This is a genomic window from Variovorax humicola (assembly GCF_037889915.1).
GTDB classification, from domain to species: Bacteria; Pseudomonadota; Gammaproteobacteria; order Burkholderiales; family Burkholderiaceae_C; genus Variovorax; species Variovorax humicola.
Genome location: NZ_JBBKZV010000031.1, coordinates 16,216 through 40,658 on the forward strand (window position 1 = coordinate 16,216; position 24,443 = coordinate 40,658).

The following is a 24,443-nucleotide window of genomic DNA, read 5'->3' on the forward strand; positions in this document are numbered from 1 at the left end:
TCGCCCCCAGGCTCCGCGCTCTGCGCGCGCTCCTCCCACCCCCTGCCAGGGGCAATACCGGTGGCCCGGAAGGACTGTTGCTCGCCCCCAGGCTCCGCGCCCTGCGTGCGCTCCTCCCACCCCCCACCGGGGGCAATACCGGTGGCCCGTCAAAGCCGGTTCCACGGTATTCTTGGAACAAGCTTCCGAGCTGCCGTCCTCTTTCCAACTCCCCATGAAGCCCACAGTCATCAGCGCGGACGCGATGTTCGAGGAATTTCGCGGGTCGCTTCGCTGGGAGTGGCTGGCGGGACTCGGCGCATCGGAGCGGCAGTTCGAACCGGACGTCATCAGCCGCGCGCAGTCGGCCGCCGACCTGGTCGGCTACCTGAACTACATCCACCCGTATCGCGTGCAGATCCTCGGCCTGCGGGAGGTTGCCTACCTGACGCGCGGCACCAGGGAAGACTGCATCCGCCGCATCGCGCGCATCGTCACGCTGGAGCCGCCGATGCTGGTGCTGGCCGACGCCCAGTCCGCGCCTGACGAATTGCTGTCGATCTGCGAGCGTGCGCAATTGCCGCTGTTCGCCACGCGGGAGTCGTCGGCCTTCGTGATCGATCTGCTGCGTGCCTATCTCTCCAAGCACTTTGCCGAGCGCACCTCGATGCACGGGGTGTTCATGGACATCCTGGGCATGGGTGTGCTGATCACCGGCGAATCGGGGCTCGGCAAGAGCGAGCTGGGACTGGAACTCATTTCACGCGGCAACGGCCTCGTGGCCGACGACGCGGTGGATGTGTTCCGCATCAACCAGAACACCATCGAAGGCCGCTGCCCCGAGCTCCTGCAGAACCTGCTGGAAGTGCGCGGCATCGGCCTGCTCGACATTCGCGCGATCTTCGGCGAGACGGCGGTGCGCCGCCGGATGCGGCTCAAGCTCATCGTGCACCTGGTGCGTCGCGACAGCTTCGAGCGCGACTACGAGCGCATGCCCGCGGCACCGCTGACGCAGGACGTGCTGGGCGTGCCGGTGCGCAAGGTCATCATCCAGGTGGTGGCCGGGCGCAACATCGCCGTGCTGGTGGAGGCGGCAGTACGAAACTCGATCCTGCAGCTGCGCGGCATCGACACGTATGCCGACTTCGTCGCTCGCCACCACAGGGCGATGGAAAGCGGCTTGGCGGACTAAAGCCGCCCGCGCCTCGTTACCTGCCTTTGCCCGGGTTTACCCGGCTTTACCTGCGGCTGGTGCAGTCGGCGCACAGGCCGTAAAGCGACATGGCGTGGTCTTGCAGGATCCAGCCCTTGTCCTTGGCGACCATTTGCTGGCGGCGTTCGATTTCGGAGTCGTAGAACTCTTCGACCTTGCCGCATCCGGTGCAGATGAGGTGGTCGTGGTGCTTGCCTTCGTTGAGTTCGTAGACCGCCTTGCCGCTTTCGAAGTGGCTGCGCTCCAGGATGCCGGCTTGCTCGAACTGTGTCAGGACTCGATACACCGTTGCCAAACCGATGTCGGAATGCTCGTTCAGGAGCACGCGGAAAACGTCTTCCGCCGTCATGTGTCGCTGTCCGCCGGTCTGGAAGATCTCGAGGATCTTCAGGCGCGGGAGCGTGGCCTTCAGGCCGGTATTCTTGAGTTCTTCGATGTTGGCCATGTTGGTTTCTCTGATGGCCGTGCGGCCCCGGTCCGCCGGGGGCCAGCCGCTACAATGGTTCGATCATATCGCTACCCTCTTTTTCCATGCCCGTGATCCCCCATTGCCGATCCGGCGCGCTGGCCGCCGCGTTGGCCGTCGCGCTGCTGACGTGCCTGAGTCTGAGCGCCTGCAGCAGCGTTTCGGACAGCACCCGCAGCGCGCTCACGGCGGTCACGCCGTACAAGGTCGAAGTGGTGCAGGGCAATTTCGTGTCCAAGGAACAGGTCGCCTCGCTCAAGCCCGGCATGTCGCGCCAGCAAGCGCGCGACATCCTCGGCACCTCGTTGCTGACGGACGTGTTTCACGCCAACCGCTGGGACTACGTCTTCACGATCCGGCGCCAGGGCGTCGAGCCGCAGCAGCGTCGCCTGACGCTGTACTTCAACGGCGACCTGCTCGACCGTTTCGAGGGTGACGAGATGCCGAGCGAGGAAGAATTCGTCGCCACGCTCGACACTCGCCGCAAAAGCGGCAAGGTGCCTGAGCTCGAGGTTCCTGAAGAACAACTCAAGAAGGCCGCCCCCGCCGATCCGGACAAGGCCGCCGAGCCGCTCGCCAAGCGCCCGCCGCTACCGGCCAGCTACCCGCCACTCGAATCATCGGCTCGCTGATGCGTCGCATTGCCATTGCCGGTGCGTCCGGCCGCATGGGCCGCATGCTGATCGAGGGCGTCCGTGGAACGGACGACGGCCAGCTTGCCGGCGCGCTCGACATCGTCGCCAGCCCGGCCATCGGAACGGATGCCGGCGCCTTTGTCGGGTTCAGCACCGGCGTGCCGATCGTTTCCGACCTGCGCGAAGGCTTGAAGAACGCGCAGGTGCTGATCGACTTCACGCGGCCCGAGGGCACGCTGGCGCACCTCGCCGTGTGCCGGGAACTCGGCGTTCAGGCGGTCATCGGCACCACGGGTTTCAGCGACGCGCAAAAGGCCGAGATTGCCGAGTTCGCGAAGGACATCGCCATCGTGCTGTCACCCAATTTCAGCGTGGGCGTCAACGTGACTTTCAAGCTGCTGGAGATGGCGGCGAAGGCGCTCTCGACGGGCTACGACATCGAGGTCATCGAGGCGCATCACCGGCACAAGGTCGACGCGCCCTCGGGCACCGCGCTCAAGATGGGCGAGGTCATTGCCGGCGCGCTGGGCCGCGACCTGAAGGACTGCGCCGTGTATGCCCGGGAAGGCATCACCGGCGAGCGCGATCCGTCGACGATCGGCTTTTCCGCGATCCGCGGCGGCGACATCGTGGGCGACCACACCGTCTTGTTCGCCGGCATCGGCGAGCGCATCGAGATCACGCACAAGTCGGCCAGCCGGGCGACCTACGTGCAGGGCAGCCTGCGCGCGGTCCGCTTCCTGGCGGACAAGAAGGCCGGGCTGTTCGACATGTTCGACGTTCTCGACTTGAAATGAAACACCCCCGAAGCGCCTTCGGCACCGCCCCCTCGAGGGCCTCGAAGGGGGGCGCCCGGCGGCTCGGCAAAGCCGGTTCCGCAGGTGCCCACGAACGGACTTCGCCGTGCTCGTCCTGGTTTCACGTTTCGCGGGCCAAGCGATTGCGTGGTGGAAAACTGAATTGATGCCCTTCGGGCGCGCAGCCACCGAATGACCCTCCTCGAGCAACTGATGCAGGGCGACGGTGTCAGCCGCGGCGTGACCGCGCTGCTGCTCGCCATGTCGATCGGCAGTTGGGTCGTCATCCTCTGGAAGACCTGGTTCCTGCGTGGCGGCACGCGTGACTTGCTGCGCAGCGTCGCGGCCTTCTGGCAGGCGCAAGCGCTCGATGAAGCGGTGGACCATGTCAAGGCATTCGATCGCAATACGCTGGTGTTGCCGTCGGTGCTCGCATTGCAGGGCATGACCAGTACGCCGGCCGCGAAGGGCAGCCTCGGCGCCTCGGGCGCCCGAGACGCGCGTTTGACACGGGTGTTGCGCGTGGCACTGCACGGCACCATGCGGCGCGTGTCGGCGGGCCAGATCCTGCTGGCGACTGTCGGGGCGACCGCGCCCTTTGTCGGCTTGCTCGGCACGGTTTGGGGCATCTACCACGCGCTGACTCGCATTACGCAGTCGGGCGCCTTCACCATCGACAAGGTGGCCGGCCCGGTCGGCGAAGCGCTGATCATGACGGCCGCCGGCCTGGCCGTCGCGATTCCTGCCGTGCTGGCCTACAACTGGTTTGGTCGTGTGATCGGGCGCATCGAGGCGGAGCTGGAAGGCTTTGCGCACGACCTCCTGGCGGTGTTCGGCGAGCGGCCCGCCGCGGCGTTGCCCCCGGCCGGGGCGATGCTGGTCTGAACATGCCTTTCGGGCGCAGCGCTCTCGGCAGCGGCAGCGGCAGCGGCGGTCGGGCAATGGGGGCAGGCGGCCAGCGTCCGCTGTCGGACATCAACGTGACGCCGCTGGTGGACGTGATGCTGGTGTTGCTGGTGATCTTCATCATCACGGCGCCGTTGCTGGCCAGCTCGATCCGGCTCGACTTGCCGCAGACGGATGCGGGGCAGCCGAACGAAGAGCCGCGCTTCGTGAGCCTCGTGGTGGACGCCAAGGGGGCGGTGTACCTCAACGACGAGCCGATGGACGATGCGCAATTGGCCGCTCGATTGACGCAGGCGGCTGCCGACGATCGCAACACCGAAGTGCAGTTGCGCGCGGACCAGACCGTGCCTTACGGCAAGGTGGTCCAGCTCATGGGGATTGCGAACAAGGCAGGTTTGAGCCGGATCGGGTTTGTAACGGAACCGCCTGCGCGTTGACCAATCATTTCAGTCTTCCACCACGCTATCGCGCGACCCGCGACGCATGAAACCCAGGACGAGCACGGCGAAGTCTGTTCGTGGGCACCCGCGGAACCGGCTTTGCCGGGCCGCCGGGTGCGCCCCCTCGAGGGGACTCGAGGGGGAGGCGCCGCAGGCGCTTCGGGGGCGTTTCTTTTCAGTTTTCCACCGCGCTACCGCGCGACCCGCGACGCATGAAACCCAGGACGAGCGCGGCGAAGTCTGTTCGTGGGCACCCGCGGAACCGGCTTTGCCGGGCCGCTGGGTGCGCCCCCTAGAGGGGGAGGCGCCGCAGGCGCATCGGGGGTGTTTCAACTCAAGTGCGGATGTCGTGCGCGGGCAAGGTCACGGGCTTGGTGTGCCAGATATCGTGTGAATACTCGGCGATCGTGCGGTCCGACGAGAACGCGCCCATGCCGGCCACGTTGAGGATCGCCATGCGCGTCCAGGCATCGCTGTCGCGGTACAGCGCATCGACCTTTTCCTGCATCTCGATGTAGCTCGCGTAGTCGGCCAGCAACAGGTAGTTGTCGCCCCAGTTCACCAGGGTGTCGAACACCTGCTGGTAGCGTGCCGGCTCGCCGTGGGAGAACTCGCCGTCGCGGATGGCGTCGAGCACGCGCCGCAGTTCGATGTCGTTGTCGTAGTAGTCGCGCGGCTGGTAGCCCTGGGCACGGATGTCGGCGACTTCGGGCGTGGTGTGGCCGAAGATGAAGATGTTCTCGGCGCCGACGTTCTGCTGCATCTCGACGTTGGCGCCGTCGAGCGTGCCGATGGTCAGCGCGCCGTTCAGCGCGAACTTCATGTTGCCGGTGCCGGACGCCTCGGTGCCGGCGGTGGAGATCTGCTCGCTCAAGTCGGCCGCGGGCATGATGACCTCGGCGAGGCTCACGCTGTAGTTCGGCAGGAACACCACCTTCAGCAGCTTGCCGACTCGCTCGTCGTTGTTGATGACCGCGCCGACGTCGTTGATGAGGCGGATCACCATCTTGGCCATCGCATAGGCCGAAGCCGCCTTGCCGGCGAACACGACCACGCGTGGCACGTGCGGCGCATCGGGCTCGTCGAGGATGCGGTGGTAACGCGTGATGACGTGCAGCACGTTGAGCAACTGGCGCTTGTATTCGTGCATGCGCTTGACCTGCACGTCGAACATGGCGTCGGTGTCGAGCACGATGCCCATGTGCTGCTCGACCCAGTTGGCCAGCCGCAGCTTGTTCTCGCGCTTGGCATGGCGGAAGGCGCGCACGAAGGGCGGTTGCGCGGCCATCGGCTTGAGCGCCTGCAACTGGTTGAGATCGCGTCGCCAGCCGCGACCGATGCGGGCATCGAGCAGGCTGGCCAGCGGCGGGTTGGCTTGCGCCAGCCAGCGGCGCGGCGTAACGCCGTTGGTCTTGTTGTTGAAGCGCTCGGGGAACAGTTTGGCGAAGTCGGCAAAGATCGATTGCTTCATCAACTCCGAGTGCAGGCCCGAGACGCCGTTGATCGAATGGCTGGCCAGCACCGCCACGTAGGCCATTCGCACGCGCCGTTCGCCCGACTCGTCGACCAGCGAGAGCCGCCGCATCAGTTCGTGATCGCCGCCGTATTTCTGCGCCACGCTGGCGAGGAAGCGCGCATTCAGGTCGTAGATGATCTGCAAATGGCGCGGCAGGATGCGGCCCATCATCTCGACCGGCCAGGTCTCCAGAGCCTCGTGCATCAGCGTGTGGTTGGTGTAGCTGAACACCTTCTGCGTGTGCGCCCAGGCGGTGTCCCACGGCAGGTTGTGCTCGTCGAGGAGCAAGCGCATCAGTTCCGGCACGGCCAGCACCGGGTGCGTGTCGTTGAGGTGGATGCTGACCTTGTCGGGAAGCTTGTCGAAGTTGGTGTGCGTGCGCAGGTAGCGGCGCACCAGGTCCTGCACGCTGGCGCTGCAGAAGAAGTATTCCTGGTGCAGGCGCAGCTCGCGGCCCGAAGGCGTGGAGTCGTCGGGGTAGAGCACGCGCGAGACGTTTTCCGAGTGGTTCTTGCTCTCGACGGCGGCCATGTAGTTGCCGCGGTTGAACGCCGACAGGTCGATTTCCTCGGTGGCGCGGGCGGACCATAGCCGCAGCGTGTTGGTCGCCTGCGTGCCGTAGCCGGGGATGATGGTGTCGTAGGCCACGGCCAGCACGTCGTGGGTGTCGACCCAGTGCGCGGCGCCATAGGGTTCGCCGTGGCCGTCGCGCTTCTGCACGCGGCCGCCGAAGCGCACGCGGTAGTTGACCTCGGGGCGCTGGAACTCCCAGGGGTTGCCGCGCGTGAGCCAGTAGTCGGGCGTCTCCAGTTGCTGGCCATCGACGATGCGCTGGCGGAACATGCCGTACTCGTAGCGGATGCCGTAGCCCATGCCGGGCACGCCGAGCGTGGCCATCGAGTCGAGGAAGCATGCGGCCAACCGGCCCAGACCGCCGTTGCCGAGCGCAGCGTCGGGCTCGCGTTCGGTCACGGCCTCGATGTCGACGCCGAAGTCAGCGAGCGCCTGCTTCACCGTGCCCAGCAGTTCCAGCGCCAGCAGCGCGTTGGTGAAGGTGCGCCCGATCAGGAACTCCATCGAGAGGTAGTAGACGCGCTTCAGGTCCTGCTTGTAGTTGGCGCGGGTGGTTGCCATCCAGCGTTCGACGAGTTGGTCGCGCACGGCCGCGGCGGTGGCATGCAGCCAGTCGTCCTGGCTGGCCGCGACCGGATCCTTGCCGACGGTGTAGATCAGCTTGTTGGCAACGGCGCGCTTGAAGGCGGCCACGTCGCGGTCGGGGTGGTCGTAGGCAAATTCTTCGATCGTCATGCGGGTATCCCTTGAGTCATCTTTCTTGTAAGCAAGAGCGGGGCCGGGGCGCGATTTAATTTATTTGCCCAAGCACCCATTTGTAGACCTCGATATAGCGCGCCGCGGCAGTGCCCCAGTCGGCCGGACGGCGCATCGCCGTGGCTCGCACGCGGCGCCAGTCCGCCGGACGGGCGTACAGGGCGAAGGCGCGCCGCAGGGCCCGTTGGTAGCCCTCGCCGCTGAATTCATCGAAAGTGAAGCCGGTGGCGATACCGGCGGCCATGTCTTCGAGCGTGCAGTCGACCACGGTGTCGGCCAGGCCACCAACACGGTGCACCAGCGGCAGGCTGCCGTAGCGCAGGCCGTACATCTGGGTCAGTCCGCAGGGCTCGAACAGCGAGGGCACCAGCGCCACGTCGCTGCCGCCGAAGAGCTGGTGTGCCAGCGGTTCGTTGTAGCCGATGGTCACGCTCACCGAATCAGGAGCGGCGGCGGCGCGGCGGCGCAAGGCGTCTTCGAGCCAGCCATCGCCGCTGCCGAGCAGCGCGAGCTGACCGCCCTGCGCCAGCAATGCATCGAGCCCTTCGAGCACCAGCGGCAAGCCCTTTTGCTCCGTCAGGCGGCTGACGATGGTGAACAGCGGCGCATTGGGCGCCACGGCCAAGCCGAGCGCCTGTTGCAGCGAGGCCTTGCAGGTGGTCTTGCCGCCGGGCCGACGCACGTCGTAACCGACAGCGAGCAACGGGTCGTTGGCCGGGTTCCAGATGGCATCGTCGACCGCGTTGAGGATGCCGTTCAGCACATGGCTGCGGCCGCGCAGCAGGCCGTCCAGGCCGAAGCCCTGCTCGGGCGTCTGGATCTCGCGGGCGTAGGTCGGGCTCACGGTGCTGAGCCGGTCGGCGAAATAGAGGCCGGCTTTCATGAACGACACCTGGCCGTGGTATTCGAGCCCGTTGAGCTGGAAGGCGTCGTGCGGCAGGCCGAGTTCGGTGAAGGTCCAGGGCGCGAACACACCCTGGTAGGCCAGGTTGTGGATGGTGTAGAGGCTGCGCACGCGGCGCCGGCCACGCCAGTCGGCAAATGCGAGGTAGGCGGGCGCCAGCGCGGCGTGCCAATCGTGTGCATGCACCAGCTCGGGTTCCCACACGGGGTCGAGCCCTTGCGCGAGACGGGCTGCCGCCCAGCCCAGCAGCGCAAAGCGCCGATGGTTGTCGCCGTAGGGGCGGCGGTTGGCGTCTTCGTAGGGGTTGCCGGGACGGTCGTAGAGGTCCGGCGCTTCGATGACGTAGGCGGGCACGTCGGCCGCGCCGGCGGTGGCGATGTGCCCTTTCAGGAGGCGAGCATGTCCGCCCCATGGCGCGCGAAAGTCGGCGACGGGCGCGAGGCCCGCGACGCCCGCAAGGATTGCCGGGAAGCCCGGCAGCAGCACGCGCACGTCCTCGCCCGCCGCGACAAGCGCCAGCGGCAGCGCACCGGCGATGTCAGCCAGTCCGCCAGTCTTGAGGAGGGGAAATATTTCTGCGCTGACCTGGAGTATTCGCATCGGCAACGGGCTTACGTTGCGAGGCGAGCCAGCATCTCGCGCGTGACGAGCACCACGCCGGTGTCGGTCCGCTCGAAGCGGGCGGCGTCGGCGGCGGCATCCTCGCCGATGACGGTGTTCTCGGGCAGCACGCAGGCGCGGTCGATCACCACCTTGCTCAGCCGGCAGCCGCGGCCGACTTCCACGTCGGGCAGCAGTACCGCCTGCGTGATCGCGCAGAACGAATGCACGCGTACGCCGGAGAACAGCACCGAGTCGCTCACCGACGAGCCCGACACGATGCACCCGCCCGAGACGATGGTGTTGTAGGTGATGCCGGGCTTGCCGTCGACGCCGAACACGAACTTGGCCGGCGGCAGTTGACGCTGGTAGGTCCAGATCGGCCAGTTGGTGTCATAGATGTCGAGCTCGGGGGTGATCGAGGCCAGGTCGAGGTTGGCAGCCCAGAACGCATCAATCGTGCCCACGTCGCGCCAGTAGGCCGGGCTGTCGCCGCCGCGCGTGGCCCGCGTGACGCAGGACATGCCGAAGGGATGTGCCAGCGCGCGGCCTTCGCGCACCGCGCGCGGGATGATGTCCTTGCCGAAGTCGTGGTCCGAATCGGGGTTGCGGCTGTCGTCCTCGAGCAGCTTGTAGAGGTACTCGGAATCGAAGATGTAGATGCCCATGCTGGCCAGCGCCACCTCGGGCTTGCCGGGCATCGACGGCGGGTCGCGCGGCTTTTCGAGGAAGGCGGTGACGCGCCGGTCGGTGTCGACGTCCATCACGCCGAACGCGACGGCCTCCATGCGCGGGACCTCGATACAGCCGACCGTGCAGCCCAGCCCACCCTGGACATGGTCGGCCAGCATGACCGAATAGTCCATCTTGTAGATGTGATCGCCGGCCAGGACCACGACGTAGTCGTGCGGGGTGGAGCGGGTCTGGATGATGTCGAGGTTCTGGTAGACCGCGTCGGCCGTGCCGCGGTACCAGTGCTCGTCGCCGACGCGCTGCTGCGCGGGCAGCACGTCGACCATCTCGTTGAGTTCGGCGCGCAGGAAGCTCCAGCCGCGCTGCAGGTGGCGCATCAGCGAATGCGATTTGTATTGGGTGACCACGGCCATTCGCCGGATGCCGGAGTTGAGACAGTTGGACAAGGCGAAGTCGATGATGCGGAACTTGCCGCCGAAGTAGACGGCCGGCTTGGCGCGCCGGTCGGTCAGTTGCTTCAGGCGCGAGCCGCGTCCGCCGGCCAGCACCAGCGCGATGGTACGGCGCACGAGCTGGTGGGCTGGCTGCGAAGTCGATGGGTCCATGGGTTGTCTCCCGGGGCGTTGTTGATGGGCGATCGATGTTGTGCCAGCGTAGCACCGGCCGTGCCGGTTGGCTGCTACGTTCTTGCGATCCAAAGGCTCGATGGCGGCAAGTTGGCGCCTGCGGCCAGTGCGCGTGGCGTGTCTTGCGGGTTGTCGCTGGCAAGCTGCAGCGTCCATGTGCCCGGCGGCAGGTTGAAGTCGACCGGGGACGCGCCGGCGTTGACCAGCACCAGCCATTGCGATGCGGGCGCGGGCGCCTCGAACAGGATCGCCAGCGAGGGCGTGTCGCCGCGCTGCCAGTCTTCGGGGCTCAGGTCGCGGCCTTCGGGCGTGTGCCAGCGCAAGGCCGGGCTGCCGTCGGCGGGCAGGCCGGGCCACCAGTCGGCATGGCGCAGCGGCTCGGCCTCGCGCCGAAGCGCCAGCACGCGCCGGACGAAATCGGTGAGGCCGTCGTCGGCTCGCTGCCAGTCGAGCCAGGTCAGCGGGCCGTCCTGGCAATACGCGTTGTTGTTGCCTTGCTGGGTGTGGCCGAGTTCGCTGCCGGCCAGCATCATGGGCGTGCCTTGCGACAGCAGCAGCGAGGCGAGCAGTGCGCGTTGCAGTCGGCCGCGGGCGGCCAGCACTTCTTCGTCACCGGTCTCGCCTTCGACGCCGCAGTTGTTGCTGTGGTTCTGGCTGCTGCCATCGCGCCCTTGCTCGCCGTTGGCTTCGTTGTGGCGCTCGTTGTAGCTGACCAGGTCACGCAGCGTGAAGCCGTCATGGGCGACGACGAAGTTGACGCTGGCGGTGGGCGCGCGGCCATCGTGGTCGAACTGGTTGGCCGACGCGGTGAAGCGTTGGGCGAACTCGCCCCGGGAGACGCCGCCCTGCAGCCAGAACGCACGCTGGGTGTCGCGGAAACGGTCGTTCCATTCGAGCCAGCCGGGCGGGAACTCGCCGACGCGGTAGCCGCCGGGGCCGATATCCCAAGGCTCGGCGATCCAGAGGGCGTCGGCCAGAACCGGGTCTTGCCGGGCGGCTGCGAGGAAGGGCGCGCGCGGGTCGAACTCGCCGTTGGGCCCGCGCGCCAGCACGGGCGCCAGGTCGAAGCGGAATCCGTCGACGCCGAGTTCGGTGGCCCAGTGGCGCAGGCTGTCCATGCAGAGCTGCACGACGCGGGGCTGGCTGAAATCGAGGCAGTTGCCGCAGCCGGTCCAGTTCTCGTAGAGCGCGCGGTCGTCGCGGCGCAGGTGGTAGTAGAGGGCGTTGTCGATGCCGCGCATGGAGAGCGTGGGGCCGAGTTCGTCCGTTTCGGCGCTGTGGTTGTAGACCACATCGATCACGAGTTCCATGCCGCGCACGTGAATGGCGTCGGCCATGGCGCGGAATTCGGTGGCGGGCGTGGTGCCGGGGCGGCCGCTCCAGTAGCGGACTTCGGGCGCGAACCAGCCGATGGTGGAGTAGCCCCAGTAGTTGAGGAGGCCCATCTTCAGCAGCCGTTGCTCGTCGGCGCGATGCTGGACGGGCATGAGGCTCAGGGTGGTGATGCCAAGGCTTTGCAGGTGATCGAGCACAGCCGGCTCGGCGAGGCCGGCGTAGGTGCCTTGCAGCTCGGCGGGCACGCCGGGATGCTGCTTGGTCTGGCCTCGCACGTGCAGTTCGTAGATGACGCGGTGGCCGGCGTCGACGCGTGGCCGGGTCGGGGTGACAGGCGCGAGCGGCAATGCGACGCGGGCCTTGAGCGCAACCGAGCCGTTGTCGCGCGGGTCGGGCCGATCGGGTTGTGCGGGGTCGTGGCCCCAATGGATGTCGCTGCCATCGTACTGGCCGACGATTTCGCGTGCATAGGGGTCGAGCACGAGCTTGGCCGGGTTGTAGCGATGGCCTTCAGCCGGCGCCCAGGGACCGTACACGCGATAGCCGTAGACGAGTCCCGCCTGCGCGTTGGGCAACCGGCCGTGCCAGACGCCATCGGTGCAGGCGGGGAGCTTCAGTCTCTGCTGCTCGTGCTGGCCGGTGGTGTCGAAAATGCAGAGTTCGACAGCTGTTGCATTGGGCGCCACGAGCGCGAAGTTGACGCCGTCGGCGCCCAGTCTCGCGCCCAGAGGCGTCGGCCAGCCTAATCGGAGGGTCATGGCGATTCGTTCTCCGTGGCCAGGACCCACATCACCGTCCCCAGCGGCGGCACGTTCATCAGCAACGACTGCGCCCGTCCATGTTGCGGCTCCGCTTCGGATGACAGCGTCCCGTTGCCGACGCCGCTGCCGCCGTAGACGCCATTGTCGGTATTGATGACCTCGCGATACGACCCGGGCTCGGGCACCCCCAGCCGATAGCCATTCCGGACCACCGGCGTGAAATTGCACACTACGACGACGAAAGCACCATCGCGCGCCCGGCGGATGAAGGCGAACACCGACTGGGCGGTGTCGTCGTGCACGATCCATTCGAAGCCGCCGCCGTCACAGTCCAGCTCATGCATCGCCGGGAAGTGGCGGTAGACGTTGTTCAGGTCGCGCACCAAACGGTGCACACCCTGGTGCGCGGCATGGGAAAGCAGGTGCCAGTCGAGGCTCTTGTCGGCATTCCATTCGGCGTACTGCGCGAACTCGCTGCCCATGAACAGCAGTTTCTTGCCCGGATAAGCCCACAGATAGCCGTAGAGGTTGCGCAGGTTCGCGAACTTCTGCCACTCGTCGCCGGGCATGCGGCCGATCATCGAGCCTTTGCCGTGAACAACTTCGTCGTGGGAGAACGGCAGCACGAAGTTCTCGCTGTGCGCGTACATCAGCCCGAAGGTGACCTTACGGTGATGATGCTTGCGATGCACCGGGTCGATGCCGGCATACGACAGCGTGTCGTTCATCCAGCCCATGTTCCACTTGTAGTGGAAGCCCAGGCCGCCATCCGCGGGCGGGCGCGTCACGCCAGGGAAGCTGGTCGACTCTTCCGCGACCGTCATCGTGCCGGGGCGCTCCACGCCGACCACGTGGTTCATGCGGCGCAGGAAGGCGATGGCTTCGAGGTTCTCGCGGCCGCCGTACGCGTTCGGCACCCACTGGCCGTGCTCGCGGCTGTAGTCGCGGTAGAGCATCGAGGCCACCGCGTCCACGCGCAGCCCGTCCACGCCGTAGCGCTCCAGCCAGTACAGCGCGTTGCCGACCAGGTAGTTGCGCACCTCGATGCGCGAGTAGTTGAAGATCAGCGTCTGCCAGTCGTTGTGGAAGCCTTCGCGGGGGTCGGCGTATTCGTACAGGGCGGTGCCATCGAACTGGCCGAGGCCGTGCGCGTCGGTGGGGAAGTGGGCAGGCACCCAGTCCAGGATCACGCCAAGTCCCGCCGCATGCGCGGTCTCCACGAAATAGCGGAAGTCGCCGGGCGTGCCGAAGCGCGAGGTCGGCGCGTAAAGACCGATCGGCTGGTAGCCCCAAGAGCCGTCGAAAGGGTGCTCGCTCACCGGCAGCAGTTCGATGTGGGTGAAGCCCAGGTCGCGCGCATAGGGCACCAGCGAGTCGGCGAGTTCTCGATAGTCGAGCCAGTCGTGTCCGTTGTTCTTGCGCCGCCACGAACCCAGGTGCACTTCGTAGATGGTGATCGGCGAATGCCGGTCGTTGGCGGCGGCGCGTCCCGGCGGCACCGCGGCCACGCCCGGCAGCGGCTGCACCACGCTCGCGGTGTCGGGGCGCAGTTGCGCGGAGAAACCGAAGGGGTCGGCCTTGCGCAGCACTTCGCCCTTCGACGACAGGATCTCGTACTCGTAGACATCGCCCGTCGCCAGGCCTGGCGCAAAGATCTCCCACACCCCGCACTCGCGGCGAAACCGCATCATGTGGCGCCGGCCGTCCCAGTTATTGAAGTTGCCGACCACGGACACACGCCGCGCATTCGGCGCCCACACCGCAAAGGCCACGCCCTTGATGCCGTCCATTTCGCGAAAGTGCGCGCCGAGTTGCTCATAAGGCCGCAGGTGCGTGCCCTCGGCCAGCAGCCACACATCCATGTCGCGAAGCACTTGCCCGAAGCGATAGGGGTCTGCGATGTCGGAGGTGTGATGCGCCCAGGTCACCCGCAGGCTGTAGCCGATCCGGGCGGGCGCGGCCGGGACGAGGCCGGCGAACAGGTCGCTGCCGGGCACCCGCTCCAGCGTGGCCAGCGGCCAGCCCGAACTCGCGTGCATCACGGCCACCGCTTGCGCGCCGGGCAGCAGCGCACGCACTTCGAGGCCCTCGGCCGTCTCGTGCGGCCCCAGGACGGCGAATGGATCACCATGTTCGGCGCGCATCAGCGCATGGATCTCGGAGTCGGGCAGAGTTGGCATGGGCAGGCTCGGCAGAAAACATCCGCAATCGGGGAAGGGCACAGCATGATGGCACGGCAAGTTGCATTCGTCCCCGTCTGATCTCGCGCCTCGAAGCGAAACGGTAGCGGAACTTAAACCCCCTTCCTGCCCGCCGTTGAGGCTGAAAAGGCGTGTCAACCCCCGCCAAGGGTGCGCGCTTGACCCCAAAAGACCCATCACCGCATCAAGCCGCCGCCTTGATTCGCGTCCAGCCGCGATAATCGCCTTCCCCCGGCCGCCTGGCGCCGGGCCCCAGCGAATGCCATGAACCCCAGCTACACCCCCAGTGACGTCGAGTCAGCCGCCCAGGCCGTCTGGCGCGCCGCCGACGCCTACCGCGTGACCGAAGACACGCGCAAGAAGAAGTACTACGCCTGCTCGATGCTGCCGTACCCCAGCGGCCGGCTGCACATGGGCCATGTGCGCAACTACACCATCAACGACATGCTCACGCGCTACCTGCGCATGAGCGGCTACAACGTGCTGATGCCGATGGGCTGGGACGCGTTCGGCCTGCCCGCCGAGAACGCGGCGTTGAAGAACGGCGTGCCGCCCGCCCAATGGACCTACGAGAACATCGCCACGATGAAGGGCCAGTTGCAGGCCATGGGCCTTGCCATCGACTGGAGCCGCGAGATCGCCACCTGCGACCCGGCCTACTACAAGTGGAACCAGTGGCTGTTCCTCAAGATGCTCGAGAAGGGCATTGCCTACCGCAAGACCCAGGTCGTCAACTGGGACCCGGTGGACCAGACCGTCCTGGCCAACGAGCAGGTCATCGACGGCAAGGGCTGGCGCACCGGCGCCACGGTCGAGCGCCGCGAGATCCCGGGCTACTACCTGAAGATCAGCGACTACGCCGAGGAACTGCTCGACCACACCCAGCACAAGCTGCCGGGCTGGCCCGAACGCGTCAAGCTGATGCAGGAAAACTGGATCGGCAAGTCGAGCGGCGTGCGCTTCGCGTTCCCGCATGACATCAAGGACGCCGGCGGCAAGCTGATCCAGGGTGGCCGCATGTACGTGTTCACCACGCGTGCCGACACGATCATGGGCGTGACCTTCTGTGCCGTCGCGCCCGAGCATCCGCTCGCTGTGCATGCCGCAACGACCAATCCCAAGGTTGCCGCCTTCATCGACGAATGCAAGGCCGGCGGCACCACCGAAGCCGAACTTGCCACGCAGGAAAAGAAGGGCGTGGCCACGGGCCTCTTCGTGAAGCACCCGATCACCGACGAGCGGATCCCGGTGTGGGTCGGCAACTACGTGCTGATCGCTTACGGCGACGGCGCCGTCATGGGCGTGCCCGCCCATGACGAGCGCGATTTCGAATTCGCCAACAAGTACGGCCTTGAAATCCTGCAGGTGATCATCGACGACGACGCTCCGCACTTCAGCTACAAGAAGTGGCAGGACTGGTACGCCGACAAGACGAACGGCGTGACCATCAACTCCGACGTGTTCAGCGGCATGCGCCACGAAGAGGCCGTCAACGCCGTCGCGCACGCGCTGCAGATCAAGGGCCTGGGCGACAAGCAGACCACCTGGCGACTGCGCGACTGGGGCGTGAGCCGCCAGCGCTACTGGGGCACGCCGATCCCGATCATTCATTGCGAGGAGCATGGCGCGGTGCCCGTGCCCGAGAAGGACCTGCCGGTTGTGCTCCCGGCCGACTGCGTGCCCGACGGCTCCGGCAACCCGCTGAACAAGCACGAAGGTTTCCATGCCGGCGTGGTCTGTCCCGTCTGCGGCAAGTCCGCGCGGCGCGAGACCGACACCATGGACACCTTCGTCGACTCGGCCTGGTACTTCATGCGCTATTGCGACCCGCACAGCGACAACGCGATGGTCAACGGCGGCGCCAAGTACTGGATGGCGATGGACCAGTACATCGGCGGAATCGAGCACGCGATCTTGCATTTGCTCTATGCGCGCTTCTGGACCAAGGTGATGCGCGACCTGAAGCTGATCAATGTCGACGAGCCTTTTCTCAAGCTGCTCACGCAGGGCATGGTGCTCAACCACATCTATTACCGGCGCGGCGACAAGGGCGGCAAGGAATACTTCCCGCCGGCCGAAGTCACGCCGGTTCTCGACGAACAAGGCCGCATCAGCGGCGGCACGCTGGCCGATGGCACCACAGTCGAATACGGCGGCGTCGGCAAGATGGGCAAGACCGAGCGCAACGGCGTCGACCCGCAGGACCTCATCGAGAAGTACGGTGCAGACACAGCGCGCCTCTACACCATGTTCACCGCGCCGCCCGAGGCCACGCTCGAATGGAACGATGCCGCCGTCGAGGGCAGCTACCGGTTCCTGCGCCGCGTGTGGATCTTCGGGGTCGGCCTGAAGGACCTGGCCGCCGACGTCAAGGGCGTGAAGGCCGCAGCGACCTACGGCGCCGAGGCGAAGAAACTGCGCCGCGAGGTTCACACCGTGCTGCGCCAGATCGACTACGACTACCAGCGCATGCAATACAACACGGTGGTGTCGGGCGCGATGAAGCTGCTCAACGCGCTGGAAGGCTTCAAGCCGCAACCCGGCAAGGTGGGCGACACGGCCGCCGTGCGCGAGGGATTCGGCATCCTGCTGCGTTGCCTCTACCCGGCCACGCCGCACATCGCGCAGCAGCTCTGGAAGGAACTGGGCTACGACGACGGCCATGGCAATCTGCTCGACACGGCATGGCCGAAGGTCGATGCCGTTGCGCTGGAACAGGACGAGATCGAACTGGTGCTGCAGGTCAACGGCAAGCTGCGCGGTGCGGTGCGCGTGCCCTCGGCGGCTTCGAAGCAGGACATCGAGAAGCTGGCGCTGTCCAGCGAGGACTTCGTCAAGTTCGCGGCGGGTGCCGCGGTCAAGCGCGTGATCGTGGTGCCGGGCCGGCTCGTCAACGTGGTGGTTTGAGACGCATGAAAACTCCCTCGTCGACGGCAACGCGCCGTGGATTGCTCGCCGCAGCCTTGCTCGCACTGGCCGGCTGTGGTTTCGAATTGCGCAAGGCGCCGAATTTTGCGTTCAAGTCCATCGCGGTCATGGGCAATTCCTTGGTGTCTGCGCGCCTGAAGCGCTACTTGCAGGCTGCTGGCAATGTCACGGTCGTGCCCGAAGCCGACGCGCAGACAGCCGACGTGATCTTCGACATCCTGGCCGAGCCGCGTGACTCGCTGGTGATCTCCACCAACTCCGCCGGCCAGGTGCGTGAACTGACGCTTCGGCTGACGGTGCGCTTCCGCCTGCGCACGCCGGCCGGCAAGGAACTGATCAGCGCCGGCGAGATCCGGCAGCAGCGCGACATCACGTACAACGAAACCAACGCGCTGGCGAAAGAGACCGAGCAGAACCTGCTCTATCGCGACATGCAGACCGACATCGCGCAGCAGATCGTGCGACAGCTCGGGGCCGTCAAACAGCTCTGATGGGCCCTTTCGATCGCATCGACCGCCTTTTGCTCGAGCGCCTGCAGGCCGATGGGCGGCAGAGCATGCAGGCGCTGTCGGAGGCGGTTCACCTCTCGGCCCGCGCCACGCTCAACCGGGTGCGCCGGCTGGAGGCGCAGGGTGTCATCGAGGGCTACCGTGCGCAAGTCAATCGGGCCGCGCTTGGAGAGCACGTCGCGGTGTTCGCCGAAGTCACCCTGAAGGACCAGCGCCAGGCCACGGTGCAGCGCTTCGAGCGGCATATCGGCGCCACGCGCGAGGTCGTGGGCTGCTGGCTGGTCAGCGGGCGCTACGACTACCTGCTGCGCTTCGGTTGCCGCGACCTCACGCACTACCGCAACCTGACCAATGCCTGGCTCGATCAGGTCGGGCTGGGCATCGACCGCATCGTCACCAGCACCGAACTCCAGACGGTGAAGGAATTCACCGGTTTCCCTGTCGAGCCGTTGTAGAGCCCGGAGCCCGGAGCCCGGAGCCCGGAGCCCGGTCCGAATGCCGTCAACTTCCGAATCGGAAGTATCACCCGATCGAAACTGCCCGAACGGGTATTGACGCACCGTGCAACGTCCCTTGTGGACGGGCTTGCAAACCTAGACTTCCTTTACGGCCGCGGTGGCCACGAAGGAACGAAAAATGACACGGTATGTCGACATCCACGACATGCGGCACCTGATCCGGCAGCTTGGCGCGCAACGCATGAGCCGCGAGATGGAGGCCTGCATCCGCGAGGACTTCCTGCGCTGGGAGGACTTCCAGAAAAGCGCCCGCATGGCGAACCATTCGAAGGGCGGCGTCATCGAGCTGATGCCGGTGTCCGACCAGAAGCTCTACGCCTTCAAGTACGTCAACGGGCACCCCGGCAATCCGCGCGTGCGGATGTCCACCGTGATGGCGTTCGGTGTGCTGGCCGACGTCCTCACTGGTTATCCGCTGCTGCTGAGCGAGCTGACGATCACGACCGCCCTGCGCACCGCGGCCACATCGGTGATGGCCGCCGCCGCGCTGGCCCGGCCCGGCGCGCGCTCGATGGCGCTGATCGGCAACGGCGCGCAGTCCGAGTTCCAGGCGCTCGCCTTCGCGGACCGGCTGGGCATTCGCGAGCTGCGCGTGTTCGACGTCGACCCGCGCGCCACCGCCAAGCTGCTCGCCAACCTCGCGCCGCAGATCCGAAGCGGCCAGTTGCAGGTGCGGCGCGCCGCCAGCATCCGCGACGCGGTGCGCGGCGCCGACATCGTGACCACCGCCACGGCCGACAAGGCGAACGCGACCATCCTCACCGCCGACCTGCTGGAACCCGGCATGCACATCAACGCGCTCGGCGGCGACTGCCCGGGCAAGACCGAACTCGCCGCGGAAGTCCTCCACCGCGCCAAGGTGTTCGTCGAATACGAACCCCAGACGCGCATCGAAGGTGAATTGCAGCAGATGCCGGCCGACTTCCCCGTCACCGCGTTGTGGGAGGTGCTCGCCGGCCGCGCCGCGGGACGCGACGACGCCGAGCAGGTCACGCTGTTCGATTCGGTCGGCTTCGCGCTCGAAGACCTGTCCGCGTTGCGCTACCTGCACCGGCTCGCGCTGGCGCACGGCGTGGGGCGCGATATCGACCTGGTGCCGACGATGGACGATCCGAAGGACCTGTTCGGGTATTCGCAGCAAGACACGCTGGCTGCACGCAAGGCCGCATGAGGAGCCGTCGATGATGAAGAACAAACCCCTGGCCCTGATCGGGGCCGAAGTCGGCGAAGGCGCAAGCGACAGCGGCTGCAAATGGGGCGCCCGCGCCTTGCGCGAGCGTGGCCTGGCGCAACACCTCGGCGAAGCGAGGCGCGATGCGCGCTGGGTCGACATGGTCGGCGCGCGGCCGGAACAGGAAGTGCAGTCGCGGCTGGACTCGGTCGCGGAGTTCAGCGGCAGGCTGGCCCACGTCGTGCACCGCCAACTGCGCAGTGGCGCGATGCCGGTGGTCATTGGCGGCGACCATTCATGCGCGGTCGGCACGTGGAGCGCCGTCGCCGATGCTTGGCGAGGCCAGGGCGACATCGGGCTGATCTGGGTCGATGCGCACCTCGACGCCCATACGCCCGCGACTTCCGACAGCCTGGCGCCCCACGGCATGCCCGTGGCCGCACTGCTCGGGCACGGCGCACCCGGACTCACATCGCTTTACGGCTGGACGGGAAAGGTCAAGCCGGGCAACCTGGTCATCATCGGCGCACGAAGCTTCGAGGCTGGCGAAAGGGCGCTGCTCGACCGCCTTGGCGTGCGCGTCATGTACATGCCCGAAGTCGATCGACGGGGCTTCGCCGCCTGCTTTGACGAAGCGCTGGCATTGGTGCGCCGCCACACCGTGGCCTGGGGCCTGAGCTTCGACCTCGACGCGCTCGACCCGGCGGATGCACCCGGCACCGGCACGCCGGTCGAGGCCGGCATCGCGCTGGTCGACGCGGTGCAGGCCCTGCGCGGCTGCGCTGCCGACCCGGAATGCGCGGCGATCGAGCTGACCGAATACAACCCGTTGCACGATGTCGCCGGCCGCACCGCCCAATCGGCATTCGCGTTGCTGTCGTCCATCACCCTGCCAGTGGCGCAAGCCATCGCGGCCTGAAGGCGGGAGCGGGGCTGCGTAAACTCCGGTCCCATGGAACTTGCCCTCGGCCGGCTTGCGGCGCACCTCAAAGACGGCCTGCGCCCGCTCTACGTCCTGCACGGCGACGAGCCCCTGCTGGCGCAGGAAGCTGCCGATGCCATTCGCACCGCTGCCCGCGCACAGGGCTACACCGAGCGCAGTTCGTACACGGTGACCGGCGCGCATTTCGACTGGAGCGCCGTGCTGGCGGCCGGCGGCTCGCTGAGCCTCTTCGCGGACAAGCAGATCGTCGAGGTCCGCATTCCCTCGGGCAAGCCCGGCAAGGATGGCAGCGTGGCGCTGCAGCAGCTGGCGCAGTCGGCCATTGGCAACGACAGCACGCTCCTGATGGTGATGCTGCCCCGGCTCGACAAGGCGACCCGCACCGGCGCCTGGTTCGGCGCGCTCGAATCGAATGGCGTGGCACTGCAGATCGACCCGATCGACCGCGCCGCATTGCCGCAATGGATCGCCCAGCGCCTGGGCGTGCAGGGCCAGCGCGTGAAACCCGGCGAGGAAGGCCAGCGCACGCTGCAGTTCTTTGCCGATCGTGTCGAAGGCAACCTGCTGGCGGCGCACCAGGAAATCCAGAAGCTGGCGCTGCTGCACCCGCCCGGCGAATTGGGCTGGGAGGAGGTCGAAAGCGCAGTGCACAACGTGGCGCGCTATGACGTGTTCAAGCTTGGCGAGGCAGTACTGGCGGGCAATTCGCAGCGCGTCGCGCGCATGCTCGACGGCCTGCAGGCCGAGGGCGAGGCCGAAGTGCTCGTGCACTACACCCTGGCCGAGGACATCCGCGCCCTCAAGCGCGTCAAGGATTCGATGGCCTCCGGCCGGCCGCTGCCGATGGCATTGCGGGAGAACCGCATCTGGGGCAACAAGGAGCGCGCCTTCGAGCGCGTGCTCCAGCGCATCGACGACCGTGCGCTGAACCGCCTGTTGCGCTCGGCCCATGTGGTCGACGGCATCGTCAAGGGCCTCAAGCAGCCCGATTGGCCCGCCAACGGCTGGCAGGCGCTGCATCGGTTGGCGCAAATGACCTGCCGCGCCTGCGCGGGCGCGGGGAGTGGGAAAATGTCGCCATGAACGCGTTCAACGTCGACGAACACATGCAGGCTTTGGGCCTGCAGGCCAAGGCCGCCGCCGCCCAGATGGCGCGCGCGGACGCCGCCATCAGGAACAAGGCGCTCAGGGCGCTCGCACGCCGCCTGCGCGAGGCCGGCCCGGAACTCGCCGAGGCCAATGCACGCGACATCGACCGGGCCGTGGCGGCCGGCCTGTCGGCGCCGATGGTCGACCGCCTCAAGCTCACGCCCAAGGTGCTGGCCACCGTGGCCGAAGGCTGCGAGCAACTCGCCGCGATGCCCGACGTGATCGGCGAGATCATCGGCATGAAGCAGATGCCCAGCGGCATCCGCGTCGGCCAGATGCGCGTCCCGCTCGGCGTGTTCGGCATGATCTTCGAGAGCCGTCCGAACGTGACCATCGAAGCGGCCAGCCTGGCGATCAAGAGCGGCAACGCGGCCATTCTGCGCGGCGGCTCGGAGGCGATCGAATCGAACAAGGCGCTGGCGCTGCTGGTGTCCGGATCGCTGGCCGAAGTCGGCTTGCCCGTCGAAGCGGTTCAACTGGTGCAGACGACCGACCGCGAAGCCGTCGGCCGGCTGATCGCCATGCCCGAATACGTGGATGTGATCATTCCGCGCGGCGGCAAGGGCCTCATCGAACGCATCAGCCGCGAGGCCAAGGTGCCGGTCATCAAGCACCTGGACGGCAATTGCCATGTGTTCGTCGACGACACTGCCGAAATCGACATGGCGCTGAAGATCGTCGACAACGCCAAGACGCAGAAGTACAGCCCCTGCAACGCCGCCGAAGGCTTGCTGGTCGCCGAGGGCGTGGCATCGAGGTTCCTGCCGGAGATTGCGAAGGTTTTCGCCGCCAAGGGCGTGGAGATGCGTTGCGACGCTGCCGCCGGCGCCATCGTGCGCGATGCGGGTCATGTGGTGGTCGATGCGGTCGAATCCGACTGGTCGGAGGAATATCTCGCCGCCGTCATCAGCATCAAGGTGGTCAAGAACGTAGACGAGGCGATCGCCCACATCAACCACTATTCCAGCCACCATACCGATGCCATCGTCACGCGCGACCACGTCAACGCGCAGCGATTCCTGCGAGAGGTGGATTCGGCCAGCGTGATGGTCAACACCAGCACCCGTTTCGCCGATGGCTTCGAGTTCGGCCTCGGCGCTGAAATCGGCATCAGCACCGACAAGTTCCATGCGCGCGGGCCGGTCGGCATCGAGGGGCTGACCTCGCTCAAGTACGTGGTGCTGGGCCAGGGCGAAGTGCGTACCTGAGCGCGACCGGCGGGCGTTGCTGCAAGGCGCCTGCGGGAGCACGAAAATCATCGTCTTCGCAGCAGGCTCCATCGGCGTGCGCGACGCCGACATGCGGGGACCAAGGGCGTGCACGGCCGGTCGTCACACCACTTTCCTGACTTCCGGAAATAGTGCGAACTGGCCTTCGGACGTGCGATTGCAAACCCGGCAGCCAGCCCCAATTCCCTACAATCGCAGTCCGGTTTTCCGAAGGTCACCTTCTCCATGGTCCCCCACCTCGTCACCGCCCTGACCGGCCCCATCAACGAGCTCGAGCAGCGCGTGCTCGACTCCATGCCGGCCATCGAGCGCTGGTTCCGGCTCGAATGGATGGAGCACACGCCGCCGTTCTATACCTCGGTCGACGTGCGCAATGCCGGCTTCAAGCTAGCGCCGGTGGACACCAACATGTTCCCGCGCGGCTGGAACAACCTGACCCGTGAGATGCTGCCGCTGGCGGTGCAGGCCGCCCAGGCGGCCATCGAGAAGATCTGCCCCGAGGCGCGCAACCTGCTGGTCATCCCCGAAAACCATTCGCGCAACACCTTCTACCTGTCGAACGTCGCCCAACTGGTGCATATCTTCCAGATGGCCGGCCTCAACGTGCGGGTGGGCTCGATCGATCCGGCCATCAAGTCGCCCAAGAAAATCGCGCTGCCCAATGGCGAATCGGTGTGCCTGGAGCCCGTGGTGCGCGGCAAGCGGCGCCTGGGTCTCAAGAATTTCGACCCGTGCACGATCCTGCTGAACAACGATTTGTCGGCTGGCGTCCCGGGCATCCTGGAAGACCTGCACGAGCAATACCTGCTGCCGCCGCTGCACGCCGCCTGGCCGTCTCGGCGCATGAGCAACCATTTCCACAGCTACGAGGAGCTGTCCAAGCGCTTCGGGAAGCTGCTGGGCATCGACCCATGGCTCGTCAACCCGATGTACGCGCGGGCCGAAGGCGTCAATTTCGGCTCGAAGAAGGGCATGGACGTGCTGGCCAGCCATGTCGACACGGTACTGACCAAGGTACGCCGAAAGTACAAGGAATACGGCATCAACGAGAAGGCGTTCGTCATCGTCAAGCCGGACAACGGCGCGGCCGGCGTGGGCGTGCTGACGGTGCGCGACGTGAAAGACCTGGACACGCTCGACCCCAAGACGCGCAGCATGATGAGCCCGACCGCGGAGTTCGAGCCCCTGATCGTGCAGGAAGGCGTGCTGACCAACGAACGCGTGCATGACGGCGTGGCCGAGCCGGTGGTCTACATGATGGACCGCTACGTGGTCGGCGGCTTCTACCGCGTGCACGCTGGCCGCAGTCCGGATGAAAGCCTGGCTTCGCCGGGTGTGAGCTTTGTGCCATTGGCTTTTTCGGAGAGTGCGCACTTACCTCAGCCGGGTGCAAAGCCCGGCGCGAGCGCGCCGAACCGCTTCTACATGTACGGCGTCGTTGCCCGGCTGGCCATGGTCGCGGCCAGCTACGAACTCGAGGCGACCAATCCGGACGCCGAAGTCTACGAGTGATGCGGGCGGGCAGGCCGGTGACTGACGCCAACCGGCCACAGCACCTCTTGCGGCGGCTTGCTGCGGCGTCAAAATAGCGACCC

The 24,443-nt window shown here is 66.7% G+C and carries 19 protein-coding genes; 13 read left to right on the forward strand and 6 right to left on the reverse strand.

Features of this window, described 5'->3' with window-relative positions; translation table 11 throughout:
• Positions 1 to 214: 214 nt before the first annotated feature.
• Positions 215 to 1,171 (forward strand): HPr(Ser) kinase/phosphatase, encoded by a 957-nt coding sequence (hprK, locus tag WKW80_RS30105; RefSeq protein ID WP_340367266.1) that lies wholly within the window; start codon positions 215 to 217, stop codon positions 1,169 to 1,171.
• Positions 1,172 to 1,217: 46 nt separating this feature from the next.
• On the opposite strand, the gene fur is transcribed toward hprK, so the two are convergent.
• The gene (gene fur, locus WKW80_RS30110; RefSeq protein WP_340367267.1) at positions 1,218 to 1,637 is read right to left on the reverse strand and encodes a ferric iron uptake transcriptional regulator; all 420 of its coding nucleotides are present in this window, start codon (positions 1,635 to 1,637) and stop codon (positions 1,218 to 1,220) included.
• 86 nt (positions 1,638 to 1,723) lie between these two features.
• Between fur and WKW80_RS30115 the strand changes: the two genes are divergently transcribed.
• The 4 genes from WKW80_RS30115 (at position 1,724) to WKW80_RS30130 (ending at position 4,433) form a co-directional block, all read left to right on the forward strand.
• Positions 1,724 to 2,290 (forward strand): outer membrane protein assembly factor BamE, encoded by a 567-nt coding sequence (locus WKW80_RS30115; RefSeq protein ID WP_340367268.1) that lies wholly within the window; start codon positions 1,724 to 1,726, stop codon positions 2,288 to 2,290.
• Positions 2,290 to 3,090, forward strand: a complete 801-nt coding sequence (gene dapB, locus WKW80_RS30120) for a 4-hydroxy-tetrahydrodipicolinate reductase (RefSeq protein ID WP_340367269.1) — start codon at positions 2,290 to 2,292, stop codon at positions 3,088 to 3,090. Before WKW80_RS30115 ends, dapB begins: the two co-directional genes overlap by 1 nt.
• A 192-nt stretch (positions 3,091 to 3,282) precedes the next feature.
• The gene (locus tag WKW80_RS30125) at positions 3,283 to 3,975 is read left to right on the forward strand and encodes a MotA/TolQ/ExbB proton channel family protein (protein ID WP_340367270.1); all 693 of its coding nucleotides are present in this window, start codon (positions 3,283 to 3,285) and stop codon (positions 3,973 to 3,975) included.
• Positions 3,976 to 3,977: 2 nt separating this feature from the next.
• Positions 3,978 to 4,433, forward strand: a complete 456-nt coding sequence (locus tag WKW80_RS30130; protein ID WP_340367271.1) for an ExbD/TolR family protein — start codon at positions 3,978 to 3,980, stop codon at positions 4,431 to 4,433.
• Between the two features lie 337 nt (positions 4,434 to 4,770).
• On the opposite strand, the gene WKW80_RS30135 is transcribed toward WKW80_RS30130, so the two are convergent.
• The 5 genes from WKW80_RS30135 to glgB all read right to left on the reverse strand — a co-directional run bounded on the left by WKW80_RS30135 (position 4,771) and on the right by glgB (position 14,380).
• Entirely contained in the window at positions 4,771 to 7,260 is a 2,490-nt protein-coding gene (locus tag WKW80_RS30135) for a glycogen/starch/alpha-glucan phosphorylase (protein WP_340367272.1), read from the reverse strand.
• Positions 7,261 to 7,315: 55 nt separating this feature from the next.
• On the reverse strand, positions 7,316 to 8,785 hold the full coding sequence (gene glgA / locus WKW80_RS30140; protein WP_340367273.1) for a glycogen synthase GlgA: 1,470 nt from the start codon (positions 8,783 to 8,785) through the stop codon (positions 7,316 to 7,318).
• An 11-nt stretch (positions 8,786 to 8,796) separates the two neighbouring features.
• Positions 8,797 to 10,083, reverse strand: a complete 1,287-nt coding sequence (gene glgC / locus WKW80_RS30145; RefSeq protein WP_340367274.1) for a glucose-1-phosphate adenylyltransferase — start codon at positions 10,081 to 10,083, stop codon at positions 8,797 to 8,799.
• A 74-nt stretch (positions 10,084 to 10,157) separates the two neighbouring features.
• Entirely contained in the window at positions 10,158 to 12,197 is a 2,040-nt protein-coding gene (glgX, locus tag WKW80_RS30150; protein ID WP_340367275.1) for a glycogen debranching protein GlgX, read from the reverse strand.
• A complete protein-coding gene (glgB, locus tag WKW80_RS30155) occupies positions 12,194 to 14,380 on the reverse strand; it encodes a 1,4-alpha-glucan branching protein GlgB (RefSeq protein ID WP_340367276.1) in 2,187 nt (728 codons plus the stop codon). Before glgB ends, glgX begins: the two co-directional genes overlap by 4 nt.
• A gap of 285 nt (positions 14,381 to 14,665) precedes the next feature.
• Here glgB and leuS point away from each other — a divergent pair, with 285 nt between their 5' ends.
• The 8 genes from leuS to gshA all read left to right on the forward strand — a co-directional run bounded on the left by leuS (position 14,666) and on the right by gshA (position 24,360).
• Entirely contained in the window at positions 14,666 to 17,308 is a 2,643-nt protein-coding gene (leuS, locus tag WKW80_RS30160; RefSeq protein ID WP_340367277.1) for a leucine--tRNA ligase, read from the forward strand.
• A gap of 5 nt (positions 17,309 to 17,313) precedes the next feature.
• A complete protein-coding gene (locus tag WKW80_RS30165; RefSeq protein ID WP_340367278.1) occupies positions 17,314 to 17,820 on the forward strand; it encodes an LPS-assembly lipoprotein LptE in 507 nt (168 codons plus the stop codon).
• Positions 17,820 to 18,293 carry an Lrp/AsnC family transcriptional regulator gene (locus WKW80_RS30170; protein WP_340367279.1) on the forward strand — a complete coding sequence of 158 codons (474 nt, stop codon included), beginning with the start codon at positions 17,820 to 17,822 and terminating at the stop codon, positions 18,291 to 18,293. The genes WKW80_RS30165 and WKW80_RS30170 overlap by 1 nt, the downstream gene beginning before the upstream one ends.
• A 181-nt stretch (positions 18,294 to 18,474) precedes the next feature.
• Positions 18,475 to 19,527, forward strand: coding sequence for an ornithine cyclodeaminase (locus WKW80_RS30175; RefSeq protein WP_340367280.1), 1,053 nt, complete (start codon positions 18,475 to 18,477; stop codon positions 19,525 to 19,527).
• A gap of 10 nt (positions 19,528 to 19,537) precedes the next feature.
• The gene (locus WKW80_RS30180) at positions 19,538 to 20,446 is read left to right on the forward strand and encodes an arginase (RefSeq protein ID WP_340367281.1); all 909 of its coding nucleotides are present in this window, start codon (positions 19,538 to 19,540) and stop codon (positions 20,444 to 20,446) included.
• Positions 20,447 to 20,479: 33 nt separating this feature from the next.
• Positions 20,480 to 21,553: a DNA polymerase III subunit delta gene (gene holA, locus WKW80_RS30185; RefSeq protein ID WP_340367282.1), complete on the forward strand. Its 1,074-nt coding sequence runs from the start codon at positions 20,480 to 20,482 to the stop codon at positions 21,551 to 21,553.
• Positions 21,550 to 22,827 carry a glutamate-5-semialdehyde dehydrogenase gene (locus tag WKW80_RS30190; RefSeq protein ID WP_340367283.1) on the forward strand — a complete coding sequence of 426 codons (1,278 nt, stop codon included), beginning with the start codon at positions 21,550 to 21,552 and terminating at the stop codon, positions 22,825 to 22,827. The genes holA and WKW80_RS30190 overlap by 4 nt, the downstream gene beginning before the upstream one ends.
• A gap of 246 nt (positions 22,828 to 23,073) precedes the next feature.
• Positions 23,074 to 24,360, forward strand: a complete 1,287-nt coding sequence (gshA, locus tag WKW80_RS30195; RefSeq protein ID WP_340367284.1) for a glutamate--cysteine ligase — start codon at positions 23,074 to 23,076, stop codon at positions 24,358 to 24,360.
• Positions 24,361 to 24,443 lie beyond the last annotated feature (83 nt).